General features: G+C 57.4%; 23 protein-coding genes and 1 tRNA gene. 15 read left to right on the forward strand and 9 right to left on the reverse strand.

Features of this window, described 5'->3' with window-relative positions; all coding sequences use genetic code 11:
* Positions 1-18 precede the first annotated feature (18 nt).
* From ACN0VD_RS11665 to ACN0VD_RS11680, 4 genes are all read right to left on the reverse strand, one after another.
* Positions 19-5133, reverse strand: coding sequence for a hypothetical protein (locus ACN0VD_RS11665; protein WP_417594409.1), 5115 nt, complete (start codon positions 5131-5133; stop codon positions 19-21).
* 63 nt (positions 5134-5196) lie between these two features.
* Complete coding sequence (locus ACN0VD_RS11670; RefSeq protein ID WP_417594411.1) at positions 5197-6267, reverse strand: hypothetical protein; 1071 nt, start codon at positions 6265-6267, stop codon at positions 5197-5199.
* A gap of 62 nt (positions 6268-6329) precedes the next feature.
* Positions 6330-6794 carry a hypothetical protein gene (locus ACN0VD_RS11675; RefSeq protein WP_417594413.1) on the reverse strand — a complete coding sequence of 155 codons (465 nt, stop codon included), beginning with the start codon at positions 6792-6794 and terminating at the stop codon, positions 6330-6332.
* Positions 6795-6816: 22 nt separating this feature from the next.
* Positions 6817-7857, reverse strand: coding sequence for a hypothetical protein (locus ACN0VD_RS11680; RefSeq protein ID WP_417594415.1), 1041 nt, complete (start codon positions 7855-7857; stop codon positions 6817-6819).
* Between the two features lie 359 nt (positions 7858-8216).
* Here ACN0VD_RS11680 and ACN0VD_RS11685 point away from each other — a divergent pair.
* A tRNA-Asp gene (locus ACN0VD_RS11685) sits at positions 8217-8293 on the forward strand.
* Here ACN0VD_RS11685 and ACN0VD_RS11690 read toward each other — a convergent pair.
* The 4 genes from ACN0VD_RS11690 to ACN0VD_RS11705 all read right to left on the reverse strand — a co-directional run bounded on the left by ACN0VD_RS11690 (position 8272) and on the right by ACN0VD_RS11705 (position 9873).
* Entirely contained in the window at positions 8272-8550 is a 279-nt protein-coding gene (locus tag ACN0VD_RS11690; RefSeq protein ID WP_417594417.1) for a DUF2842 domain-containing protein, read from the reverse strand. The genes ACN0VD_RS11685 and ACN0VD_RS11690 overlap by 22 nt on opposite strands.
* Positions 8551-8564: 14 nt before the next feature.
* The gene (locus tag ACN0VD_RS11695) at positions 8565-9131 is read right to left on the reverse strand and encodes a 5-formyltetrahydrofolate cyclo-ligase (RefSeq protein WP_417594418.1); all 567 of its coding nucleotides are present in this window, start codon (positions 9129-9131) and stop codon (positions 8565-8567) included.
* A 228-nt stretch (positions 9132-9359) separates the two neighbouring features.
* Positions 9360-9683 (reverse strand): cell division protein ZapA, encoded by a 324-nt coding sequence (locus ACN0VD_RS11700; RefSeq protein ID WP_417594420.1) that lies wholly within the window; start codon positions 9681-9683, stop codon positions 9360-9362.
* A 1-nt stretch (position 9684) separates the two neighbouring features.
* Positions 9685-9873 carry a hypothetical protein gene (locus ACN0VD_RS11705; RefSeq protein WP_417594422.1) on the reverse strand — a complete coding sequence of 63 codons (189 nt, stop codon included), beginning with the start codon at positions 9871-9873 and terminating at the stop codon, positions 9685-9687.
* A gap of 200 nt (positions 9874-10073) precedes the next feature.
* Here ACN0VD_RS11705 and tkt point away from each other — a divergent pair, with 200 nt between their 5' ends.
* From tkt to thiE, 5 genes are read left to right on the forward strand one after another with little or no spacing between them, the layout of a single operon-like run.
* A complete protein-coding gene (tkt, locus tag ACN0VD_RS11710) occupies positions 10074-12041 on the forward strand; it encodes a transketolase (protein ID WP_417594423.1) in 1968 nt (655 codons plus the stop codon).
* A gap of 38 nt (positions 12042-12079) precedes the next feature.
* A complete protein-coding gene (gene gap / locus ACN0VD_RS11715) occupies positions 12080-13084 on the forward strand; it encodes a type I glyceraldehyde-3-phosphate dehydrogenase (RefSeq protein WP_417594424.1) in 1005 nt (334 codons plus the stop codon).
* Positions 13085-13103: 19 nt separating this feature from the next.
* Positions 13104-14312, forward strand: a complete 1209-nt coding sequence (locus ACN0VD_RS11720) for a phosphoglycerate kinase (RefSeq protein ID WP_417594426.1) — start codon at positions 13104-13106, stop codon at positions 14310-14312.
* A 20-nt stretch (positions 14313-14332) separates the two neighbouring features.
* Positions 14333-15220 (forward strand): fructose bisphosphate aldolase, encoded by an 888-nt coding sequence (locus tag ACN0VD_RS11725; RefSeq protein WP_417594428.1) that lies wholly within the window; start codon positions 14333-14335, stop codon positions 15218-15220.
* Between the two features lie 21 nt (positions 15221-15241).
* Positions 15242-15874: a thiamine phosphate synthase gene (thiE, locus tag ACN0VD_RS11730; RefSeq protein WP_417594430.1), complete on the forward strand. Its 633-nt coding sequence runs from the start codon at positions 15242-15244 to the stop codon at positions 15872-15874.
* 6 nt (positions 15875-15880) lie between these two features.
* Here thiE and ACN0VD_RS11735 read toward each other — a convergent pair whose 3' ends face one another.
* On the reverse strand, positions 15881-16207 hold the full coding sequence (locus tag ACN0VD_RS11735; protein WP_417594432.1) for a hypothetical protein: 327 nt from the start codon (positions 16205-16207) through the stop codon (positions 15881-15883).
* Positions 16208-16278: 71 nt separating this feature from the next.
* Here ACN0VD_RS11735 and efp point away from each other — a divergent pair, with 71 nt between their 5' ends.
* The 9 genes from efp (at position 16279) to nuoG (ending at position 25583) form a co-directional block, all read left to right on the forward strand.
* The gene (efp, locus tag ACN0VD_RS11740) at positions 16279-16842 is read left to right on the forward strand and encodes an elongation factor P (protein ID WP_417594434.1); all 564 of its coding nucleotides are present in this window, start codon (positions 16279-16281) and stop codon (positions 16840-16842) included.
* A 126-nt stretch (positions 16843-16968) separates the two neighbouring features.
* Positions 16969-17787, forward strand: a complete 819-nt coding sequence (locus tag ACN0VD_RS11745; protein WP_417594436.1) for an inositol monophosphatase family protein — start codon at positions 16969-16971, stop codon at positions 17785-17787.
* Positions 17788-17892: 105 nt separating this feature from the next.
* The gene (ndhC, locus tag ACN0VD_RS11750) at positions 17893-18267 is read left to right on the forward strand and encodes an NADH-quinone oxidoreductase subunit A (RefSeq protein WP_417594438.1); all 375 of its coding nucleotides are present in this window, start codon (positions 17893-17895) and stop codon (positions 18265-18267) included.
* 47 nt (positions 18268-18314) lie between these two features.
* Positions 18315-18830 (forward strand): NuoB/complex I 20 kDa subunit family protein, encoded by a 516-nt coding sequence (locus ACN0VD_RS11755; RefSeq protein ID WP_100095721.1) that lies wholly within the window; start codon positions 18315-18317, stop codon positions 18828-18830.
* 142 nt (positions 18831-18972) lie between these two features.
* The gene (locus ACN0VD_RS11760) at positions 18973-19755 is read left to right on the forward strand and encodes an NADH-quinone oxidoreductase subunit C (protein WP_417594440.1); all 783 of its coding nucleotides are present in this window, start codon (positions 18973-18975) and stop codon (positions 19753-19755) included.
* 154 nt (positions 19756-19909) lie between these two features.
* Positions 19910-21142, forward strand: a complete 1233-nt coding sequence (locus ACN0VD_RS11765; RefSeq protein ID WP_417594442.1) for an NADH-quinone oxidoreductase subunit D — start codon at positions 19910-19912, stop codon at positions 21140-21142.
* Complete coding sequence (locus ACN0VD_RS11770) at positions 21142-21807, forward strand: complex I 24 kDa subunit family protein (RefSeq protein ID WP_417594444.1); 666 nt, start codon at positions 21142-21144, stop codon at positions 21805-21807. Before ACN0VD_RS11765 ends, ACN0VD_RS11770 begins: the two co-directional genes overlap by 1 nt.
* 209 nt (positions 21808-22016) lie before the next feature.
* The gene (gene nuoF, locus ACN0VD_RS11775; RefSeq protein ID WP_417594446.1) at positions 22017-23339 is read left to right on the forward strand and encodes an NADH-quinone oxidoreductase subunit NuoF; all 1323 of its coding nucleotides are present in this window, start codon (positions 22017-22019) and stop codon (positions 23337-23339) included.
* 228 nt (positions 23340-23567) lie between these two features.
* Entirely contained in the window at positions 23568-25583 is a 2016-nt protein-coding gene (nuoG, locus tag ACN0VD_RS11780) for an NADH-quinone oxidoreductase subunit NuoG (RefSeq protein ID WP_417594448.1), read from the forward strand.
* Positions 25584-25637 lie beyond the last annotated feature (54 nt).

Below are 25637 nucleotides of genomic sequence, written 5' to 3' on the forward strand. Positions count from 1 at the left end.
GCGATACGTCGTGAACCCTTAAAGACCGAGGCTGCCTAGCGTTTCCTGATCGAATTTCAGGCGGAAGGTGATGAACGGGCCGTCTCTGGTGTAGCGGCTCTCTTCAAAGTCGCGATCCGCGAAACCGGCGACATTATAGCCGACCGAAATATAGCCATTCTTGAACGGCGTGACGCCGATGCTCGGCCCGCCGGAATAAGCGATGCTGTCAAAACCATTGCCGATGCGCGCCGTGGCCTGACCGCCGACATCGATCGTGTCGGACAGGTCGAACTTGATGTCGGCGCCGACGACATTGCTCCAGCCCTCGACATCATCTTGCCCAAACCGGTCAAACACATAGCGGCTGCCCCAGAAGAAGCCATATTCGCCCGCTTCGGTGAACAGGCCGTTGGCGGCATCAACCGGCGTGTAGTTCACGCTCAGGCTGTTGATAATTCTACGCGAAGTCACATCTCCATCGACGAGAAGCAGAGCGCCGCCGATCGGACCGGATGTGCCGGAAACGGCATTGCGTACGCTATCTTCGCGGAACTCGAGTTTTGCGAGCCAAGACCATTGGCTGTCGGCAGGACGGTGGGCCCAGCTGGCTTCCGCTTCGATGACCCTTGTGCTAACCCCGGTTTCGTCCTCCGCGACAAAGATGCTGGCGAGCGCGCCGAGAGCGCTGCCTTCGCTGATCTGTTTGAGGAGCGCTGTGGTAAAGCCATAGCGTTCACTGATGTCGCCGTCGCGATATTCGGCGCGGCCGTTCCAGCTCCAGTCGTCATGACGGAAGGTGAAGCCCGCGGTGACCGCCAGAAAATCTTCGGTCAGCGTTGTGTCATTGCCCAGAAAACCACCGGAAGCGACCGGTTGTTCTTCATTGATAACGTCTGCGCGATCAAAGCCGCTGACGGTCTCGTTGCCGTCCAGCGAGAAGTCGATCGTCCACTTGTCGTCGAGCGGAATGCTCTGCGTCAGGCCATAGGCGGCAAAGGTGCGCGGGCCATATTCGGTGATTTCCTGCTGGTTCATGCTGCTGACGATGCGTCCGCCATCCCAGGGCGTCACATCGACGCCGATCCGGGCTGTCCGCGCATCGATATTCTCGCCATCGGCAATTTCATAAGTGCCGATGATCTTGATATCTTTTGCGATCGCATAGCGGGCCGAGAAGCTGTGCCGCGCCGGGAAATCGATGCTTTCGTCCTGACCGCCCAAAGCAAATTCGGTTTGCGCGTCCAGCTCCAGCTTGCCGTCAAACAGCCGCTGGGTCGCGCCGAGACGGACAAGCGTGGATTCGTTCACGCTACCATCGGATAGCCGGTCATTGGCATAGACCATGCCGGCGCGGAACGACCTGTCCTTCGTGCGATATTCCAGTTCCGCGGTACCGGCACGGCGGCGGGCACCCGACGTCAGGAAATCTTCCTGATAGCTGGTGACCGCGAGCGAAAGATTCTCCCGAATGCGTACCCGGCCGTCGATCCCGAATTTCCGGGTGCCGGTTTCGGCGGCGTTGAGCTGGCCCAGACCATAGCCAGTCGCCTGACGCCGGACATAGGCGAGCAGATCGAATTTCGAACCGTGATGCTCGGCTTCGACCAGCCAGGCGGTGGCGGCTTGCCCGCTGTTCGTCGCGGTGACCGCTTTCGCTTCATTGTCGGTGACAGCGAGTTCCGCGCGGAATTCGGTTCTGACGTCGGACCGATAGCGGACATCAACGCCGAGCAGGTCGGTTTTCACGATTTCGTCCTCGTCATGCACGGCGGTCGCGCCGATTTTCAGTTTCCGGTCGGCGGTCTGGTAGGTGGCGCGGCCACCGGCGTTGAGATTGCGGCCGCCAATGCCGAGAACTTCATATTCGGCGATGATGAACTGCGGATCGAGCCCGCTGCTGCGGCTGAGAATCGGTTCGCGGAAGCGCAAGGTGCCGGCAAGATAGTCGATGTCATAATCGATATGCCGGGTCAGTTCGCGCTGCTCGATGATCTGGTCCGAACGCAAGCGGTTGCGCGTTTCCAGCATGATCCGTTCGCTGTTTGCCAGGATATCCCGTGCGGCGAGCGCATAGGGGCCGGACAGACCGTTGCCCTGAATCTCTTCGCGGCGATATTGGTTGGGCGAGTCCGCGCCAAAGGCGTTGAGATGGACCTGATCGCTTTTATATTCCGCCTTGATGCCGTTGAAAGCGCGCTGATATCGGGCCAGTTCGGGCTCGCTGATGCCGGTTTCATAATCACCGAACAGCGCATAAAATTGCGGCCGTTCGAGCTTGAGATAGAGGCGGCGGACCGAAGCGGCGTCATAGCGTTGCTCGCTGCGATCGGCGTAAACGGTATAATAGCGGCGCGGATCGATCACGCCCTGAAAACTGGTCTCGTCTTCCTGTTTGTCGCTGTCATAGGCGAGGGTCATCAACCATTTTCCGGTCACGCGGCCCTTGGCATAAAGCGCGATCCGGCCATCGACGTTGATATTGTCCTCATCCTCGACCAGATCCTCGAGCCGTTCGTCCAGCGTGTTGAAGCCAAGCGTACCCGCGGCAAAGCCGACAACGGTCCAGGGACGGTCACCCGGATCAAGCCAAGTCTCGATACGCTGGGTCCGTTCCACTTCGCCATCGCGGAAGGGGAAGGAAATACTGAGCGAACCGGAAGCCGTGGTCGGTGCCAACTCGATATAGGCGATGCCTTCCTCGCCCTCGACCCGCCATACCGGCGCACCCCGTTCGAGACCGGCGAGCTGGTTGGCCTGCTGGGCATCGATTTCAATCGCCGGTGCATAAGGCGCAGGGACGCTGAAGTCGCCGACCATTCCGTTGCGGGCAGGCTTGCCGGTGCGATCGGTCAGCCGCACCGCTATCACCGGACGCGTAACCCCATCGGCGATCAGGACCGACCTGTCCTTGAGCAATTGTGCGTTCAGCGGACTGCCGGCATAATGGACCTTGCGTTCCAATTGCTGGACGAGCGCGCCATTCTGATCAACCACCCGTGCCACGAAGACATTTGTCCGCTCTTCGATTTCTATGCCGCGCCAGGTGCTCACCCGGATTTTTCCGTCCGCGCTCTTTTTCGTTCCGTCAAAGGCAAGGGGATTAACCGGCTTGCCGTTGACCGCCAATTCGACCTTCTGGCCAGCAAGATGCTTGACCGCGACGCGCAATGCCTTGACGCGCGGATTATGGTCTGCCTCGGGGAAGAGCCACGCGATGCCGGACTCCTGACCACTTAACCAGTCCTGACCGGCTCCGGCCGCTTCCGGGTCAGACAGAACCGCTGGCTTGTTATAGCTATATTTCTCGCTGACTTCTCTCGGCGCAACGGTTTTTGCCCGGAAATCCGCGCGTTTCAGTGCGCCGCCACGGCCTTCGACAAAGCGGGAGATGTTGCTGCCGGCGGTCCGGGTGTTCCGCGCGCAGTCGACCGGCGCGAGATCGGCGGGGAAGGTGGACGGATCGACCTGAACCACATGCAGGCCGGGTTTCAGCCCTTCAAAATGATAACGACCGTCGCTGTCGGTGACCGTATAGGTCCCGTCCTGTAAAATCACGCGCACCCCGCCAATTCCTGCGGCTTGTTCGGGGTCGGTCGAGCAGCCGCCGTCGGTAATCCGGCCGATCAGCGTGAACCGTTCGGAAATACCGTCGCGTTCCACGCGAACCAGCGCATCAACGACCGGACTGGTCGCACCGCGATCATCGCTTGCCGAGGCGAGATTGAGCGCGTCGCCCGGCTGTGCATCCTGACGCACTTCCGCGATATAGGTCAGCAGACCGGATCCTGCGGGGGAAAGGGGTGGTATTTCGACGCTAAAGTCCCGACCATTGGGTTGAACAGCGGCCGTGATCAGATCGCCATTATAGCGGATCGTGCCGGTTTTCAGGCGCATGGCAGCCGGTAACTGGTCAGAGATCGTGATCTGGCCGGTGTTGCGATCAGCATCGCTATTCTGCACCGTGACTCGATATTGCACGGCGTCTCCCGGCACGGCTTGTGCGGTGGAGGCGGCTTTGGTGATCGCCAATGCTGCTCCCGGCCTGTCCAGCGGTACATCGACACGCACCGGAGCCGGGTCATTCAGGATTATCACTCCACCATAGGAGCCATCGACAATGGTGAAGGGCATTCCGTCGGTCCGCCGCAAGGATGCGAGTTGCTGGGGCGTGGAGGCCGATGGGAAGCTGTAGGGCTGCGGGGGCTCGACCAGCAGGCGGTAGCGCCCCGCCCGTGCGAACGGGAAGCGATAAAAGCCTTCGGTGAAATTATAGACGGTGCCGCCGCTATCGGTCACCGTGCTGCCGCTAATCACCGTGCTGGGAAAGGTCGATACGCCGTCATCACCGAAAACTTCGGCCGGTTGTCCGGTTGCATCATCGATCAGGGTAACCCGCGTTCCCGATACTGGCGCCCCATCGCCGCTGTCGAAAGTCTCTCCAAAGGGATCGATCAATATTCCCAGAGCCACCTTGCCCAGCGGATTTCCCGCCATCTCGTCAATCGCAACATCCAGCGTATCGCCGGGATGGACCGACAGTCTGCAATCACCCTGCACCGGATCGGGTGGTATTGCGGCGGTGTTGATCATCCCGACAAAGCGGGATGTATTGGGGCCGGTTTCCGCAATCAGGATCAGTTCGCGGTCGCCTGCAGGCGTCGAGAGGACGATTTCGAAACTGTCGACCGATAGCGGGTTCAAATTCTTGCCCGGCGCCAGAATGGACACAATCAGCGGCGCGCCAGCGCGGATTTTGTCGGTCGGCGTGATCGATCCCGGATTCATAGGCGTTCCGGCAAAGACCCCGTGCAGTTCGACCGGTATACTGCCTGCCGAACCGCGGCACATCGTACCCGGAATGGGCACTTGTTCGGCGCCCGGCGGGTCACTGAACTGAAAGGTGGTGATCTCTGGCGGGGCGTCGGGCGCGGGAACGACCTGGATGTCGACCCGGTTGGAGGGTTTCTGCAGCCTTTGGCCACCTATATCCCATTCCGCCTGCGCAACATTGCTGATCAGCGGCAGATTTCCGGCAAGCGGCTGCTCCCCGGCAAACGCGGGTTGTACAAGTGCCACACCGGCAGACACGGTCAATGCGCCTGCAGCAAAGGCCAGACCGATTGGCCTGAAAAAGGTGGTAAAGATACCCACAGCGATGAATGAAACCTGGCGGCAAACCGGAAAACACCGGTTTGCCGCTCTGTTTCAAGATGCCTAGTCGACCGTTACACGGAAGATCAGGGTTTCTGTATCGCCCGAGGCTACCGTGCCAAGGTTGCCGGTAACGGCGCCACCGGATTCCGCACCGGTGCCTCCGCCATCAGCGTTGCAGACGGATCCCGTCACCGTTCCTTCGGTTACCACGCCAATGAGCCCCGGAACCGTGGCTGGTCCGGTGACCAGCGAGTCGTAATAGGTCAGGTTGGCCGGAATCGTATCCGATATCGCAACGCTTGTTGCGTCCGCACCACCAGAAGCATTTGCCACTGCGATGCAATATTCCAGAACGGCACCCGGTATGGCTTTGGGATTGGTGCTTCCGTTGATCGGGTCCCACAGCACCGTGCTGGTCTTGGTTACGGTAATATCAGCGGCAGCCACTTCGTAGCGATCTGTGTCACTGTGATAGCCATCGCCTGCGACATCACCGGTTCCCGTGCCAGCGCCGTCGGCGAAGACGTTCTGGACAGTCGCGGCGTCATCCGCATCACCCGAGTCATTGCTAAAGGCCAGGCCGGTTGCCGAATCGGCGGCCTGGCCGATCAGGACGAGATCAGCAACATCGCCGGTCACGACGGTGCCCGGGATATTGGCGACAGCGTGCACGACAACCGTTTCATCTTCGGCCAAATTGTCGATCGATGTAATGATCGTGTCGCCGGCATCATAAACCCCGTCGCCATCATCAAGATAATAGGTGACCGTGCCGGTGACGTTGAAATCATCGCCGCCGAGCTGTTCCGAGGTCAGCAACACGTCAATCGTGTCATTGGTCTGGTTGCTGACCGTGTAGGTCACGGCTTGCTGTGTTGAGCCTGGCGCGACGGAGGTGTTCACCGCGTCGCTTTTGGTCACGACAAGGTTGACGATCCTGTCGACCACGAATGTGTCGCTGTCGGTTTCTGCGGTCTGAGCCGTCCCCCCCACATTGAACGCAACGCTTACGTTGTTGGTAATGCTCGTGCCGGCATCAGTGCCCAAATCTGCAGCGAACGCCGGCTTTACACCGAGCGCCGCTACAGAAATGGTACTAGTGGCAACGAGAAGTTTCAGTATACTGGTCATAACTGTCTCCTGTTTCACTTATTTGGACTGCCTAACCCCGCGACAATCCGGTGCGGTCGCGATTATTTCACAGTGCCGCGGAAAATTAATTTTCCCCCGGATCCTGCAGAAAGAGCACGATTGAATTTCCATTTTACGTGAGTCACATCAGTCATGAGGGCAGGGCGGGTTTCGCCATTTTCCCTCGCGTAGGTGAGAGCCGAGAGCGGCCCCCATGTTTTGCCTCCGTCAACGGAGACAATTTCAGTGCCATCAGACGTTCCATTGAACGCCACCGCTTTAGGCAGCGGGTTGGTGACAGAGAAATCCGAAGCCGGCGTGCTGCCGACATTTTTATATTTGACGACGAACACAAGATTGTCGCCGGGAATCACGGTTTTTGGCTGCTCGAGAACCAGAGCGGTCGTGCCGTTCGGCTTTGCGACCTTGCGCTCGATATAGACATCGCTCGACAGGCTGACATTGTTGGCCGCCATGGCGGTGCCAGGAACGATCAGTGCTATGGCAAGGAAAAATCTCTTAAACATGTGGCTGTCCCCCTGAAAATTATCAGTCGATGGTTACTTGAAAGGTGATGGTGCGCGTCTGTCCGCCCGGAACCGTCCCCAGGGCCACGACAATCGCACTGCCATCGAAAGCGCCCGCGTCGGCATCGCCCGGTGCGTCGGTCAGTGCCGCGCCTTCCAGCGTGATGCTCCCGGCATTATATGTCGTGTCAGCGGGTATATCGTCGGTGATCGCCAGATTGGTCAGATTGCCGGTGCCGGTTGTTGTTGCAACCAGCTGATAACGGATAACCGCACCCGGTACGGCTTCTGTTCCGCCAAACGGATCGATGATCGTCGCGCTTTTGACCAAAGTGATCTCTGCCGCCTCGATTACGAAAAAGCCGCTGGCTTCGTCGCTCGCGCCGGTTGAACCAACGACCGCGTCGCCGCCGCCATCGCCCTGGCCGGCGAATATATCGCCCGGCGTACCGCTACCGGTCTTGGCCACCGCAGAAAGTTCGATTTCGGCGCGATCGGCATCGCCGGCGGATGCGGGAATGGTGGAAAGGATGAAAACGGTGACGCTTTCATCGGGCGCTAGCACCGGGTCATTGGTGCCGGGCGAGTAAATGGTGTCGACGCCCGGATCGTAAACCCCGTTGCCATTGGTATCGAGAATGATCTGTTCGAATGTCGTATCAAATTCATCGCCAGGCTTCGCCGTATCTGCCGATAGCGTGAATGCCTCTGACCCGTTTCCGGTGTTGGTGACCTGATAAGTGGTCGCCTGTCCGGTCAATCCGGGCGAAGTGGCGACATCGCCGGGGTCGCTGGAAACGACCGTGACATCCAGAAGCTCATCCACTTTGATGGTGACGATATTGGAATCAATAGTGACGGGTGGCCCGCCCGATGGTCCGTCAAACGAAGCCTGTGCGACATTGACGATATCGGTTCCCGCAACCGTACCGGCCGCCTGTGCAGATGCTGGTGTCAACAAGAGAGCTGCAGCACCCGCCGCAAGCGTCAATCGTCGTCGAACCGAAATGTCTGCAAAGCTATGCGAAGGCCATCCGCAAGCCTGATGTTGTTGTCTGGTCATCCAGTCCATATGGCAAAGAAAGAAAAATATTTGGTAAACGGGCGCGGGATGACGCCATGCATTTTTCACCGTCAAAACCGTTGGAAAACTGCCAAATATTTTAGTTAATTAATCAGTTGTTTCGCTCTGCTTTAGGCGATGTTAACCGTAACGAGATGTAACTATCAGTATTTGTTGCCGTTGATATGAGGTTTTGCAATTTTTCCCGGATCGATGTCAGGCGCCCTTATCTGATCGGGCGATAAATCGCTGCCAGGTTGACCATTTTGAGAAATATCTCGGATAATCGAAAGAGTGTTGTTGACAGGAATGCAGCGCTCTTATACTTGCGCTGCTCCACCGCCTATAGAGGCACGTAAGCGGGTGTAGCTCAGTTGGTTAGAGCGCCGGCCTGTCACGCCGGAGGTCGCGAGTTCAAGTCTCGTCACTCGCGCCATTTCCCTTATTTTCGGGGAGATGGCGCAAAGACCCCCTATTCATCCATCTCAACAATGGCTTGATCGGGAAAATCCATGCAATCCCGAGAATCACATAGACTGGCAATTGCAGCCAGAAGTTCAGATCGCTGAGTTGATCGATCAGGGTCACGGCAATGCCGCACCACAGCAGAATCAGCAATAATATCAAAATCATGCCGACCGGCTTGCGCCAGCTTGGCCGATTCTTCATATCTCTATCGATTTCTGATGTCATGACGTCATCCCAAGCTATTCAATTATTTCACATTCCGTAACGATCATGTGCAAAGGCAGGTCATGTGGCTCGACCGGTATTTCGTCTGCCTCCTGAACCGACCAGGCCAGACCGATACGGGGCACGTCGGGATATTTTGCGAAGCTTCGGTCATAATAGCCACCACCCTGGCCGAGACGACGCATCGAGCGGTCAAAGGCAACAAGAGGCGCAATAATCACGTCCGGGTCTGTTAATTCGCATGTTTCGCCGGGCTCGGGGATATCCCGGAATCCCGACTCCAGCAATTCCAGATTGGAAAGCAGCCGAAATTCCAGCGAGCCGTCATCCCGGACTCGCGGCAAGGCAATATTGACACCGATTTCCGTCAGATATTCGATCAGCCGCTCGGTGGGCGCTTCGGACCCGATGCTGCGGTAGAGCGCGACGCTCTGACCCTGATGGAAGAGGCGGGCTAAAGGCGAGGGCGGGCGGCGGAAAGACAGATTGCGGCTTGCGCCGTCCAATTGTCCGACAAAGCTGTTCCGCCGTCTTCTATATTCTTCACGTAGTTTCTTCTTTGTATCTTTCAAACTACTCAAAAAAATATCTTTCTTTGGAAAAGTGACGGGACCGTCTTGGTCGTTTGCCGGAAAATCCTCTGACGCCTATTACGTCAGGTGGGCGCCATATGCATCGGACCCGACTGCAAAACAGTCCGCAATCCGGGCAGGGACAGCTCCCTAGGAAGTTATATCGCCTCAGGGATGTTCGTATCAAGCTCGTGCCAGACAGTACCCGTCAATAGTTATCTAGGCGTGATAGAGGTGTTACTCAAGGCTATTTGCCAGTTGTTCTGCGCGATCAGCAAGTTTTTCCAGCGCTGCCACAACCTGATCACTGACAGGGTTGGTTTGCGGCGGGGCAGGCGGGGCAGCATCCGTATTGGGGTCGGTTTGTGCGCCGTGCAGTTCGTCGGCCAGCAGCAAAGATGTGAACAGCAGCATCCGGCTTTCGGTAAGGCCCGCCGGATCCCCGGATTCGCGTGCTTTCCGGTCGACCATCGCGGCCAGCTTGGTCAAATGCGATTCTTCACCGTCCTGACAGGTTACCAGGAAGGTCCGACCGCCGATTTCCAGTTTCATTTGTGCCATATCAGCGTTCCCGCCGTTCAATCAGGCCGTCAATCGTCTCGATGGCCTGCTTCAGTTCTGCTTTCAATGCTTCATGGCGCTCTGCCAATGCGGGGTCGATTTCGGTCTTCTTTGTCCTGTTTGCCGATTCTATGCGACTTAAAGCGCGTTCAATCCGGCCGATGGCAAGGATGACTGGTTCATTGTCCATGAGCGTTTTCCATAGCTTGCTTCCAACAGGTAAGGTCCTGTGTGGCGTTGCTATCAATCTATTCCGGCGCCGTAAACACCGGATCATGAAAAGCGGTCCTTGACGCCGCCTTGCTGGATCATCAAAGGAAGGGGCAAAATAGCGAATCGCAGCATTTTGCTGTGCCCATGCACACGTCTATCCGGGGGAATATAATAGCCATGACCGTTTCCGAAAAAAATATGGCGAACGCCATCAGAGCGCTTGCCATGGATGCGGTGCAAGCAGCAAACAGCGGCCATCCTGGCATGCCGATGGGTATGGCCGATGTTGCTACGGTTCTGTTCAGCGACTTTCTGAAATATGATCCGAAAGCACCGAAATGGGCGGACCGCGACCGGTTTGTTCTTTCCGCGGGTCATGGCTCGATGCTGATCTATTCGCTGCTCCATCTGACCGGCTATGCACGGCCAACGATGGAAGATATCAGGAATTTCCGTCAGTTGAGTTCGCCTTGCGCGGGTCATCCGGAGAATTTCAAACTGGAAGGCGTCGAGACGACAACCGGCCCGCTGGGGCAGGGCTTTGCCACCGCCGTCGGTATGGCGATTGCCGAACGGCACCTGAATGCGACCTTCGACAACGATCTGGTCGATCACAAGACCTGGGTGATCGCCGGTGACGGCTGTCTGATGGAAGGGATCAACCACGAAGCGGTTGGTCTGGCTGGTCATCTCGGCTTGGGACGACTTAACGTTCTGTGGGATGATAACGGTATAACTATCGATGGTAAAACGGATTTATCGACAAGTGAGGATATTCCGGCACGCTATCGCGCATCCGGCTGGCACGTCGTTTCCTGCGATGGCCATGATTTTGACGATATCCGCAAGGCGTTGAGTGAGGCGGAAGCCGATCCGCGGCCGTCGCTGATCGCATGCAAGACCGTGATTGGTTTTGGCGCCCCGACCAAGCAGGGCACGTCCGCAACCCATGGCGCCCCGCTCGGTGACGAAGAGATTGCCGGTACCCGCGCCGCTTTGGGCTGGGATCATGAACCTTTTGTGATTCCGGATGATATCCTGGCGTCCTGGCGTCAATTGGGTGAAAAGGGTGCTGCAGCCCGGGCGGCTTGGGACAAGCGGTTGAGCGGCCATCCCCAGGGCGCCGAGTTTCAGCGGCGCATGGCCGGCGCGCTTCCGGATGGCCGCGCGATGCAGGATTATCTCGAAGGTCTGGCCAGCGATCCGCCGAAATGGGCGACGCGCAAGGCTTCCGAAATGGCCTTGGGCGCGATCACGGCCGCCTTGCCGGAAATGGTCGGCGGTAGCGCCGATCTCACCGGTTCAAACAATACCAAAACATCCTCGACCAAGCCACTGACAAAAGACGATTATTCTGGTCGCTATATCTATTATGGCATCCGCGAATTCGGCATGGCTGCAGCGATGAACGGGATGGCTTTGCACGGTGGCATCATTCCTTATGGCGGGACTTTTCTGGTCTTCACCGACTATTGTCGCGGAGCCATGCGGCTTTCAGCCATCCAGAACGCGCGAGTCGTCTATGTGATGACCCATGACAGCATCGGTCTGGGCGAAGATGGCCCGACCCACCAGCCGATCGAGCATATCCAGAGTCTTCGTCTGATGCCGAACATGCACATCTATCGGCCCGCCGATGCGATTGAAACGGCAGAATGCTGGGCACTGGCGATCAAGCGGGCCGATGGTCCCTCGACCCTTGCTCTGACTCGTCAGGGTCTTCCACCGTTGCGCCATGACGTCAGCGTAAACCTTTGTGAAAAAGGCGCTTATCGTCTGAAAGAAGCGGAAAGCGAAAAACGTGTCGTGCTGATCGCAACGGGCTCTGAAGTGTCTCTGGCGATGGATATTGCGGCGAAGCTGGAAGCAGCCGGTACCGGCGCAGATGTCATATCCATGCCATGTGCCGAATTATTCGATGCGCAATCCGTGGAATACCGGAATGACCTGCTCGGCGATAATGCTATACTTCGGGTTTCTATTGAAGCCGGAACGACCATTGGCTGGGAGCGATATACCGGTCTCGACGGCCTGCGTTTCGGGATCGACAGTTTCGGAGCATCGGCGCCGATTGATGATCTTTACACGCATTTCGGTCTGACCGTGGATGCGATCACGCCGCAGATAATGAAGAAAATTAGCTGAAACTTACCGGTAATTTTGAATTCAAAGGAGCAATAGCGATGACAAAAGTAGCAATTAACGGATTTGGCCGGATCGGTCGTCTCGTAGCGCGTGCAATATTGGAACGCACCGATGATGATATGGAACTGGTTGCGATCAACGATCTTGCGGACGCCGAATCCAACGCACTGCTTTTTGCTTATGACAGCGTGCATGGCCGCTTCCCCGGCGAAGTAAGCGCGCATGGCGATCATATCATGGTCGATGGCAAGAAAATCGCCGTGACCTCCGAACGCAATCCCGGCGATCTGCCGCACGCGGAAATGGGCGTGGATATCGTGCTCGAATGCACCGGCTTCTTCCAGTCGAAAGACGCTTCGCAGCCGCATATCGATGCAGGCGCAAAGCGGGTATTGATCTCGGCCCCGGCAAAGGGTGATCTGAAAACGGTCGTCTATGGCGTCAATCACGATGTTCTGACGTCGGAGGATATCATTGTTTCCAACGCCTCTTGCACCACCAATTGCCTGGCACCAGTGGCCAAGGTGCTGAACGACACGGTCGGCATCGAGCGCGGCTTCATGACCACCATCCACAGCTATACCAATGACCAGCGGATGCTCGACCAGATGCACAGCGACATGCGCCGTGCGCGGGCCGGTGCGGTCAACATGATCCCGACGACAACCGGTGCTGCCCGTGCGGTCGGTCTGGTATTGCCGGAACTGAACGGCAAGCTCGACGGTTCGTCTGTCCGCGTACCCACACCGAATGTCAGTCTGGTCGATCTGGTGATCACGCCAAGCCGCGATACCAGCGTCGAGGAAATCAACGGCGCGCTGAAAGCCGCGGCTGACGGTCCGATGAAGGGTGTAATGGTCTTTGAAGACAAACCGCTGGTTTCCAGCGATTTCAACCATCAGCCGGCAAGCAGCTCGGTCGACAGTCTGGAAACGACCGTGATGGACGGCAAGCTGGTCCGTGTTGTCAGCTGGTATGATAATGAATGGGGTTTCTCTAACCGCATGATCGATACGGCCAAGGTCATGGCAGGCTTGCTCTAACGCGCAAAGGTTCTGGGTAATGTCGGATAACGATTTTAAAACACTTGATGATATCGGTGACGTCACATCGAAACGCATATTGGTGCGGGTGGATCTGAATGTCCCGATGGCCAATGGTGAAGTTACCGACGATACCCGGTTGCGGGCGCTCATTCCGACGGTCACCGAATTGGCGGACAAGGGCGCAAAAGTGCTGTTGCTCGCGCATTTCGGGCGGCCCAAGGGAGAGGAAAGACCGGAATTTTCGTTGAAGCCGGTTGTCCCGGCGCTCTCCGTGATATTGGGCCGCGACGTCTCGTTTCTGCCAGGTTGCGCCGGTCAGGACATGGCAGACGAGACCGGCAAGCTTGCCAATGGCTCGATTTGCGTGCTGGAAAATACCCGGTTTCATCCGGGCGAAGAGGCAAATGACGACGCGCTGGTCGAGCAGATGGCGAAACTGGGCGATATCTTCGTGAATGACGCCTTTTCAGCCGCGCATCGCGCGCATGCATCGACCGTCGGACTGGCGAAACTGCTGCCCGCTTATGCCGGCCGTTCAATGGAACGGGAACTCAACGCGCTCGACAAGGCGCTGGGCAATCCGGAACATCCGGTTGCGGCGGTTGTCGGCGGCGCGAAAGTTTCGAGCAAGCTCGACGTGTTGCGCCAGATGGTTGAAAAAGTCGATCATCTGATCATCGGCGGCGGCATGGCTAATACTTTTCTGGCCGCCCGCGGAGTCGATGTCGGCAAATCCCTGTGCGAACATGATCTGGCCGATACGGCCAATGCTATATTGGAAGCCGCAGATCAGGCTCATTGCACGGTTCATCTGCCTTATGACGTGGTGGTGGCCAAGGAATTTAGGCCCAATCCGCCAACCCGCACCGTCAACGTGCACGAAGTGGGACCGGATGAAATGATCCTTGATATAGGTCCGGCTGCGGTCGAGGCGCTGTCCGACGTGCTCAAGACCTGCAAGACGCTGGTCTGGAACGGCCCGCTGGGCGCGTTTGAAACGCCGCCTTTCGATGTCGCAACGGTCGCCCTGGCGAAAACGGCAGCGGCCCTGACCAAGGAAGGCCAATTGCTTTCGGTCGCGGGCGGTGGAGACACGGTTGCCGCGCTCAATCATGCTGGTGTTGCGGATGATTTCAGCTTTGTATCGACCGCCGGTGGCGCCTTTCTCGAATGGATGGAAGGCAAGGTCCTGCCCGGCGTCGAAGCACTCAAACAATCCGATTAAAAATTAATGGGAACAGAAAAATGGCGAATAGTGAAATGTTGAACAAGATTGAAAACGGCCAGGGTTTTATCGCGGCGCTCGACCAGAGTGGCGGCTCGACGCCGAAGGCGCTCGCCGGTTATGGGATCGGCGCCGATTCTTTTTCCAATGACGAGGAAATGTTCGGACTGATCCACAAGATGCGCAGCCGCATTATCACCTCGCCCAGCTTCGGCAATGGCAAGGTAATTGGCGCAATCCTGTTCGAAAAGACGATGAACGGTGAAATTGACGGCAAGCCCGTGCCCGAAGTTTTGTGGGATCGCGGCGTCGTGCCTTTTCTGAAAGTCGACAAGGGACTGGCGGACGAAGAAAACGGCGTTCAGTTGATGAAGCCAATTCCTGATCTTGACGCACAGTGCAAACATGCCGTCGACAAGGGAATGTTCGGTACCAAGATGCGTTCGGTCATCAACAAGGCCAATGCGAAAGGCATCGCAGCGATTGTCGCGCAGCAGTTTGATTTCGGCAAGCAGATATTGAGCCACGGACTGGTGCCGATCATCGAACCGGAAGTGAATATCAAGAGCGACGAGCGGGCGGAATGCGACAAGATATTGCTGGGCGAACTGACCAAGCAGCTCGACGCTCTCGGCGATGAACAGCGGGTGATGCTCAAGCTTTCCATTCCGGTCGAGCCCAATCTGTACAAACCGCTGATTGATCATCCGAAGGTGATTCGTCTGGTGGCGCTGTCGGGTGGCTATTCAACCGAGGAGGCTTGCGCAGAACTGGCCAAGAATGAAGGTATGATTGCCAGCTTCAGCCGTGGATTGCTTCAGGATTTGCGGGTTTCGCAAAGCGATGAGGAATTCGACGCCGTGCTCGGAAATGCGATCGACAAGATCTATCGCGCTTCGATTACCTGATCGTTTGCTATTGTTGACGTCGTGAGTGATAGTCTGCCTTGCCAGCTCTATCTGATTTCACCGCTGGAAACCGGCGGTGATTTCGCGCAACAGCTCCGGAAGGCGCTGGAAGCCGGGCCGGTTGCTGCGTTTCAGTTTCGGGTGAAAGATATTGATCCCGAGGAAGCTGCCCGGCTGGCCGCTCCTTTGAAATCCATCTGCGACGAATTTGACGTCGCCTTCATCGTCAATGACGATATCGATCTGGCGAAGCAATTGGGCGCGGATGGCGTGCATCTGGGGCAGAGTGACGAGAGTCTGAAAACTGCCCGGACGGAACTGGGGCATGATATCCAGATTGGCATCACCTGTCATGACAGTCGGCACCTTGCCATGGAAGCGGGTGAGGGTGGCGCAAATTACGTCGCTTTTGGCGCTTTCTTTCCCACCCGAACCAAGGAAACGTACCACAGGCCGGAACTGGACATTCTGAAATGGTGGTCGGCGATTATGGAAATACCCTGCGTCGCAATTGGCGGGATCACGCCGGAAAACTGCAGGCCGCTGATCGACGCAGGTGCAGATTTCATCGCGGTAAGTGGTGGCGTGTGGAATGATCCCGAAGGACCAGCCCAAGCGATCAGCCGTTTCAGTGCTATTTTGGAAAGCCGCTAGAGACTGTTACGAAGAGCTTTGGGTTTTGCCGATATTCGATGCCAGATATTGCGTGACAAATTTGCGGACCGAAGGCGGTGTAAAGCTGGGCATCTGTTCTATGTCGCGCAAATAACCTTCGGTTGGCTTGAACGACCGCGTTTTTCCACCGGAAATTGAATAGCCGAACAAGCCAGCGGCCAGCGCGCATTTTGTACACGGGGCCGGACTTGTGTCTTCGCGTTCGGACGGATCGATTTCTAACTGCGCCATCCACCGACTATAGCGCGCCGCACGTTTCATCGTATTGTATGAAAAAGACCTGCGCCCCATGAAAGAGGCTTTCATCGTCACCGGGCTTGCCTAATATCGGTCAGCAGATTACAGGGCCGCTCAATCAAACAATCTAGCAAGCGAGACTAGCAATGAAAATTAGCGGTGTGGATATTCGTCCCGGCAATATTCTGGAATATGAGGGCGGCTTGTGGAAGGTTGCCAAAATTCAGCATACACAGCCAGGCAAGGGCGGCGCCTATATGCAGGTCGAGATGAAAAATCTCGTCGACGGTCGCAAGACCAATGTCCGCTTCCGCAGCGCCGATACGCTGGAAAAGGTTCGTCTGGATACCAAGACCTTTCAGTATCTTTTCGCCGATGGCGATTTGCTGACCTTCATGGACAAGGAAAATTACGAGCAGATCACGCTGCCCGCCGATCTGCTTGGTGAGGCAGTCGAATTTTTGCAGGATGGTATGGACGTACAACTGGAACTGTACGAGGAAAAGCCGATCTCGGTGGCATTGCCGGACCAGATCGAGGCCGAGGTTGTCGAAGCCGATGCCGTGGTCAAGGGCCAGACCGCATCCTCAAGCTACAAGCCCGCTGTTCTCGACAATGGCGTTCGCGTGATGGTGCCGCCGTTCATTTCGGCCGGCACCCGGATCATCGTCGACGTCTATGCTCGTGAATATGTCGGCAAGGCCAGCTAATCATTTTTCCCTCCCGCTCGCGGGAGGGGTTAGGGGCGGGCACGACCAGGCCGCTCGCCCGCTCTTTGAAAAACAGATAGACCCACCCCCAGCCCCTCCCGTACACGGGAGGGGGGAGATATAGAAATGCCAGCACATTCCGCCCTTATAACCGTTATGGAACGCGCCGCGCGCAAGGCCGGATCGCGCCTGCGCCGCGACTTCGGTGAAGTTGAACATCTGCAGGTGTCGAAAAAGGGCCCGGCGGATTTTGTATCCAAGGCCGATATGCGCGCCGAACGGATTCTCTATGACGAATTGCTGAAAGTCCGTCCCGGCTGGGGCTTTGTGCTCGAAGAAGGCGGCATGATCGATGGGGAGGAAGGCAAGCCGCGCTGGATCATCGATCCGCTCGACGGCACCACCAATTTTCTTCACGGCATCCCGCATTTTGCGATTTCGATCGCCGTCCAGGAACCCTCGCTCGACGGCCGCGGCTGGGGCAAAATTACCAGCGGACTGATTTACGAGCCGCTTAACGACCAAACCTGGTGGGCGGAAATGGACAAGGGCGCCTGGCGCGGCGAGAAGCGCTTGCGCGTATCGGCCCGGCGCGATCTGTCGGAATCGCTGATTGCAACCGGCATTCCCTTCAAGGGCCATGGCGATCTGGGTGAATGGGCGCGAATTTTTGGGGCGGTCGCGCCGCAAGTTGCGGGTATCCGGCGCAATGGTTCGGCAGCACTTGACCTCGCCTGGCTTGCGGCCGGTCGCTATGACGGGTTCTGGGAAGCGGGCTTGAAGGTTTGGGACGTTGCCGCAGGGATTTTGATGGTGCGCGAAGCTGGCGGTTTCGTCACCGACTATACCGGTGGTGACCAGCCGATTGGCCAGCGCGAAATCCTGGCATCAAACGAAGCCTTGCACAGCAAGCTGCACCGAATATTGGCCAAGTCGCTGCTGTAACTGCGAACGCCTCGCAAAAGGCCACAAATTTAAGCCATTTCGCCCTTGCGGCAAGGGGAGCCACTGCCTAAAAGCGGCCCCGAATATTAGCGAAACGAGTCATCTGTGGTCGATCTTTCCGAATATGCGCCAATTTTACTGTTCCTGTTTGTCGCAGCAGGCATGTCAGCGGCCTTTGTGTTTCTGCCCATGGGCGTTTCACGGTTAACCGGCACCCATAATCCGAGTGTGGAAAAGCTTTCGGAATATGAATGTGGTTTTCCCGCTTTTGAAGATTCGCGCAGCCAGTTTGACGTGCGCTTTTATCTGGTCGCGATTCTTTTCATCATTTTCGATCTCGAGGCGGCGTTTCTGTTTCCGTGGGCGGTTTCGCTTGATCTGACCGGCTGGGTTGGCTGGACGACGATGATGGTCTTCCTCGCCGAACTGGTCATCGGCTTTATATATGCCTGGAAAGTAGGAGCGCTGGAGTGGGATTAGAGCCAAACGCAACGGGGACGGCAATTCTCAACGCCGATGGTACGCCGATGCGTCCCGATACACAGCCCGATGAAGCTTTTTTCAAGGATCTGAATTCGGAAGTGAATGACAAGGGCTTTCTTGTCACTTCGACCGAAGAATTGTTCCAGTGGGCCCGGACCGGTTCACTCTGGTGGATGACCTTTGGTCTCGCCTGCTGCGCGGTCGAGATGATTCATGTGAACATGCCGCGCTACGATATGGAGCGTTTTGGCGCCGCACCGCGCGCCAGTCCGCGCCAGTCGGACGTGATGATCGTTGCGGGAACCCTGTGCAACAAAATGGCACCGGCATTGCGCAAGGTCTATGACCAGATGTCGGATCCGAAATATGTGATCTCGATGGGCAGCTGCGCCAATGGCGGCGGCTATTATCACTACAGCTATAGCGTCGTGCGTGGCTGTGACCGGATCGTTCCGGTTGATATCTACGTGCCCGGCTGTCCGCCGACCGCAGAGGCCTTGCTCTACGGCGTGATGCAATTGCAGCGGAAGATCCGCCGCATCGGAACGTTCGAGCGGTGAGTATGGCCTTCCATTATAATCCGTTCGCACTGAGCTTGTCGAAGTGCGCTTATCGCCGTGAGATGTCCTTCGACAGGCTCAGGCCGAACGGTATCTCAACTAACGATCTCTCGACTTCGCTCGAGACGAGCGGGGTTTTCTAATGGCTCATTCCGCACCCGCAATCTCCAGCAACACCGGTGTTGCTGCCAAGCTTGGTAAAGCTATCGGCGCTGCCTTGCTTGATACCGTCGAAGCCTATGGCGAGATCAGCTTTACCGTGCAGCGCGCCAAGCTGGCCACGGTCTTGGAAAAGCTGCGCGACAAGCATGAATATCAGCAGTTGATGGAAATTGCCGGCGTCGACTATCCGGATCGCGCCGAGCGGTTCGAGGTCTGCTATCATCTGCTCAGTCTGACGAAGAACCATCGCATCCGCGTCAAGGTCACGACCGACGAGGACAATGCGGTGCCAAGCGTCACCCATATCTGGGAAGTGGCCGGCTGGCTCGAACGCGAAGTGTTCGACATGTATGGCGTCCTGTTCGACGGCAATACCGACCTCCGGCGAATCCTGACCGATTACGGTTTCCAGGGTCACCCGTTCCGCAAGGATTTCCCGCTGACCGGCTATGTCGAGATGCGCTATTCCGAGGAAGACAAGCGCGTGGTCTACGAGCCGGTGAAGCTGGCCCAGGATTTCCGCAGCTTCGATTTCATGTCCCCATGGGAAGGCGCGGATTACATATTGCCCGGTGACGAGAAAGTGGGCGGCGAAGCGCCGCCACCGACACCGAAGACGACCGAAAAGAAGAGCGAGACCGGCGCGGGCAAGAAGGCGGACAAGGCGGCAGCCAAGCCATCGAAGCGGAAGAAGGTTGCTGCGAAAAAGCCTGCTCCGAAGCGGACCAAGTCCGGAACGCAGAAGAAGGGGGAGGGCAAGTGATGGCCAGTAACGCTGCCGTTCGTGTCGAGCGTAGTCGAGACACCTCTATCCACCACAACCGGCTTCTCGACTTCGCTCGAAGCGAACGGGAGAGTGGAACTCTGCCTCACGGCTTCTCGACTTCGCTCGAAGCGACCGGAAAGGTAGGCATCTAATGTCTGACTATCTCGACGAAATGGATCATATCGCAGACGAGGCCGATCCGACGGTCGGCGATCTGGAAATCCAGAATTTCACGATCAACTTCGGTCCCCAGCACCCCGCGGCGCACGGCGTTTTGCGGATGGTGATGGAGCTGGACGGCGAAGTGGTCGAACGTGTCGATCCGCATGTCGGTCTGCTGCACCGCGGCACCGAGAAGCTGATCGAGCACAAGACCTATTTGCAGGCGCTGCCTTATTTCGACCGGCTCGACTATTGTTCGCCGCTGGCGATGGAGCATAGCTATGTGCTGGCGATCGAGAAGCTGCTCGATCTGGAAGTACCGTTGCGCGGGCAATATCTGCGCGTGCTGTTCGCCGAATTGACCCGGATATGCAATCACATGCTCAACATCGGCGCGCATGTCATGGATGTTGGCGCGATGACGCCGAATATCTGGGTGTTCGAAATTCGCGAGCAATGTCTGGAATTTTTCGAACGCGCCAGCGGCGCCCGCATGCACAGCGCCTGGTTCCGGCCTGGCGGTGTGCATCAGGATGTGCCGCTGAAACTGCTCACCGATATCGCCGACTGGCTGGATGAATTTCCGACCCTGTTCAACGATGCGATGAGCCTTGTCGTTGGCAACCGTATCTTCAAGCAGCGCAATGTCGATATCGCCGCCGTGTCGCAGGACGATGCGATCCGCTGGGGCTTTTCCGGTCCGGTATTGCGCGGCAGCGGTGTCGCCTGGGATTTGCGCAAGTCGCAGCCTTATGACGTTTACGACCGCATGGACTTTGAGGTGCCTGTGGGCACCAAGGGCGATTGCTATGACCGGTTCATGGTGCGGGTCGAGGAGGTCCGGCAGAGCGCGCGGATCATGCGTCAGTGCCTGAATGAAATGCCCGATGGCCCGGTTGCCTCCACCGACCGCAAGATCGTGCCGCCGAAACGCGCCGAGATGAAGCAGTCGATGGAAGCGCTGATCCACCATTTCAAACTCTACACCGAGGGCTTTCACGTCCCCGCTGGCGAAGTCTATGTCGCGACCGAAAGCCCGAAGGGCGAATTCGGCGTCTATCTGGTCAGCGACGGCACCAACAAGCCCTATCGCTGCAAGATCCGGCCAACCGCATTCTCGCATCTGCAGGCGATGGACTTCATGACCAAGGGCCATATGCTGCCCGACGCCACCGCCATTTTGGGCGCGATCGACGTCGTATTTGGAGAGTGTGACCGATAATGGCTGAAGCACCCAATATCCCCGACGAACTCGAAACCCGTGCCAAATGGGGCGATTTTGCGTTTACGCCGGAAAACGAGAAACTGGCGAAATGGCAGATTGCGAAATATCCGGCTGGCCGGCAGAAATCGGCGGTCATGGCCTTGCTCGACATTGCCCAGCGGCAGGTCGGCGCGGATACGAAAACGCAAGGCTGGCTGCCGGTGCCGGTGATCGAATATGTCGCCGCCTATCTCGATATGCCCTATATGCGGGTCTATGAGGTCGCGACCTTCTACACCATGTATAATCTCGCGCCGGTCGGTCGTTTCCATGTTCAGGTTTGCGGCACCACGCCCTGCATGCTGCGCGGCAGCGACGATGTGATTGCGGCGTGCAAGAACAAGGGCATGGCCAAGGGCAAGACCACACCCGACGGCCTGTTCACGCTGACCGAAGTGGAGTGTATGGGCAACTGCTCCAACGCGCCGATGGTCCAGATCAACGACGATAATTATGAAGATCTCGATTATGATATCATGACCCGGATCCTCGAGGATCTGGCAGAGGGCAAGGATATCAAGGTCGGTTCGCAAATCGGTCGCAAGACCAGTGAAGCCGAGGGCGGTCCGACAAACCTGCACGCGATGGTCGAGGAAAATCACGATTACCGGGGGGAATGGTGATGGGTTTTTCTGTGAACCGTTTTCCGTTCGTGTCGAGCGTAGTCGAGACACATTGCGCGACAACCGGTCTCTCGACTTCGCTCGAGACGAACGGCGTCGGAAGGGAGCTCTAATGCCATGCAAGTCGACGGATATGCAGGCTGGATCGGGCTCGCCGTGGTCATCCTTGGCATTATTGGCGGCCTCTGGGGCCGTTGGAGGAAAAAATAATGGCGTTTGATTTCCTTCAGGACAAGGATCGCATTTTTACCAATGTCTACGGCTTTCAGCACTGGGGGCTGAAAGAGGCGCAGCATCGCGGTGACTGGGACAATACTGCCGACATCATCAAGCGCGGCAATGACAAGATCATCGAGGAAATGAAGGCCAGCGGCCTGCGCGGTCGCGGCGGGGCGGGTTTTCCGACCGGTCTGAAATGGTCGTTCATGCCGAAAGAAGCGCCGAAGGATAGCCAGGGCAATCCGCGGCCGAGCTTTCTCGTCATCAACGCCGATGAATCCGAGCCGGGCAGCTGCAAGGACCGCGAAATCCTGCGCAATGATCCGCACAAGCTGATCGAAGGCGCCTTGATCGCCGGTTTCGCGATGCGCGCGCGCGCCGCCTATATCTATATTCGCGGCGAATATATTTTCGAAGCCAAGGTCATGGAGGCGGCCGTCAAGGAAGCCTATGATGCTGGACTGATCGGCAAAAATGCCGCCAAATCCGGCTATGATTTCGACGTCTTCGTCCACCGCGGCGCCGGCGCATATATCTGCGGCGAAGAAACTGCGATGATCGAAAGCCTGGAAGGCAAGAAGGGCCAGCCACGCCTGAAGCCGCCTTTCCCTGCCGGTGCAGGTCTCTACGGTTGCCCGACGACGGTGAACAATGTCGAGTCTATTGCGGTCGTTCCGACGATCCTGCGGCGCGGCGCCAGCTGGTTCGCCAGCTTCGGCCGCGAGGGCAATCACGGTACGAAACTGTTCCAGGTGTCCGGCCATGTCGACAAGCCGGCGGTGTTCGAGGAAGCGATGTCGATCCCGTTCAAGGATATGATCGAGAAACATTGCGGCGGTATCACCGGTGGCTGGGACAATCTGCTCGCAGTGATTCCCGGCGGTTCGTCGGTGCCTTTGGTGCCGGCCGAACAGATCATGGACGCGCCGATGGACTTTGATGGCCTGAAGGATCTGGGCTCTGGTCTCGGCACCGCGGCGGTCATCGTGATGGACAAGTCGACCGATATCGTTCGCGCGATTTCGCGGCTCAGCTATTTCTACAAGCACGAAAGCTGCGGCCAGTGCACGCCGTGCCGCGAAGGCACCGGCTGGATGTGGCGCGTGATGGAAAAAATGCGCGATGGTGATGCGGATATCGAGGATATTGATACGCTGTATGAGGTCACCAAACAGGTCGAAGGCCATACCATCTGCGCGCTCGGCGACGCTGCGGCCTGGCCGATCCAGGGGTTGATCCGCCATTTCCGGCCCGAAATGGAGCGCCGCATTCGCGAGCATAAGGGTGAAGAGTTGATGGAGGCGGCAGAGTGATACTAACGTCTTGCAGCACCGTTCGTCCTGAGCCTGTCGAAGGACAGCTCGCGCGCACGCCATTCATACTTCGACAAGCTCAGCACGAACGGCTTAGGCTCGACACTTCTTTATCCCGTCACCCTGAACTTGATTCAGGGCCCAGAGCGGCAAGCGCTGAAATACGGGGCAGCTCACCCTGGATGCTGAATCAAGTTCAGCATGACGATTGTTTTTCGGAGTCTATTCATGCCTAAAGTTACCGTAGATGGCATCGAAATCGAAGTGCCGCAGGGCGCTACCGTGTTGCAGGCCGCCGAGCTTGCTGGCAAGGAAATCCCGCGTTTCTGCTATCATGAGCGGCTGTCCATCGCCGGCAATTGTCGCATGTGTCTGGTCGAGGTAAAGCCGGGACCGCCGAAGCCGCAGGCGAGCTGTGCCTTGCCCGCTACCGAAGGGCAGGAAATCCGCACCGACAGCGAGATGGTCAAGAAGGCCCGCGAAGGGGTGATGGAATTTCTCCTGATCAACCATCCGCTTGATTGCCCGATTTGCGATCAGGGCGGCGAATGCGATCTTCAGGATCAAAGCATTGCATATGGTAAAGGCGGATCGCGCTACGAAGAGAACAAGCGCGCGGTCACCGAAAAATATATGGGTCCGATCGTCAAGACGGTGATGACCCGCTGTATCCACTGTACCCGTTGCGTGCGCTTTGCCGAGGAAATCGCCGGCGTCGAGGAAATTGGCGCAATCGGTCGTGGCGAGGATATGCAGATTACCTCCTATCTCGAACATGCCGTGCACAGTGAATTGTCCGGCAATGTTGTCGATCTCTGCCCGGTCGGCGCGCTGACCAGCAAGCCTTATGCGTTTGAAGCGCGTCCTTGGGAGCTGACCAAGACGCTGGGTATCGACGTGATGGACGGTGTCGGCACCAATATCCGGATCGATAGCCGTGGCCGCGAAGTGTTGCGCGCATTGCCGCGCGTCAACGATGACGTGAACGAGGAGTGGGCGACCGACAAGACCCGCCATGCGATCGACGGCCTGATGAAGCGCCGCCTCGACAAGCCTTATGTGCGCAAGAACGGCAAGCTGGAAGAAGCGAGCTGGAACGAAGCGTTTCAGGCGATTGCCGATGTGAAGGCTGGCAGCTCTGTTGCTGCGATCGCCGGTGATCTGGTTGACTGCGAAACTATGTATGCCGCGAAAAAGCTGCTGAAATCGATGAAATCGGAGATGCTGGAAGGGCGCCAGACCGGGCTTTCCTACGATGTGTCCAATCTGGCTGCGGTAAATTTCAACAGCACCATCGCGGGTATCGAGGAAGCGGACGTGATCCTGCTGGTCTCGACCAACCCGCGCTGGGAAGCGTCTCTGGTCAACACCCGTATCCGCAAGGCTGTTCGCAAGGGCGACACGAAAGTCTTTGGTATCGGTCCGGAAGCGGATCAGACTTATCCGGTCGAATGGCTGGGGGATGATATGGGGCTGCTGGCTAAACTGCCCAAGGCTCTTGCCGACGCGCTGAAAGGCGCAGAACGACCAGCGATCATTCTCGGCGGTGGCGCGCTTAGTGTCGAAGGCGCGCATGGCGCGGCTCTCAAGCTCGCAAGCAAATATAAATTGATTCGTGATGACTGGAACGGCTTCAACGTCCTGCATATCGGTGCCTCGCGCACCGGCGGGCTTATGCTCGGCTACGCCACCGACGGCGGGATCAAGGCGATTGCGGCGAAAAAGCCGAAATTGCTTTTTGCGCTTGGTGCCGATGAAATGGATTATGGATTGTTCGCGGACAGCTTCAAAGTGTTTATCGGCCATCACGGCGATGCCGGTGCCCATGCTGCGGACGTGATCCTGCCGGGTGCTGCTTATACCGAGAAAAATGGCACTTATGTCAATCTCGAAGGCCGTGTCCAACTTTCCACCAAGGCGATTTTTGCGCCGGGCGATGCGCGCGAGGACTGGAGCATATTGCGGGCCCTGTCCGATGTGATCGGCAAGACCTTGCCGTTTGACAGTTTTGAGGAACTGCGCGCTAAAATGGCGAAGGATCATCCCGAACTGGCTGCAGAAGGCCTGCTGACGTTCGAATGGTCGCCGCCAACCGGATTGCCTGACAAGCCAAAGGGGCAGGGTGTCCATCCGATCAAGGATTTCTACCTGACCAACAGCATCGCCCGCGCCAGCGCGACGATGCAGCGCTGTTCGGCGGAACTGCTGCACGCCGATGATGAATTGATGGAGGCGGCGGAATGATGACGATGCTGTTTTCAAATCCTCCCCGGAACGGGGAGGGGGACCACGAAGTGG

Source organism: Parasphingorhabdus sp., from assembly GCF_048267785.1.
Classification (GTDB): domain Bacteria; phylum Pseudomonadota; class Alphaproteobacteria; order Sphingomonadales; family Sphingomonadaceae; genus Parasphingorhabdus.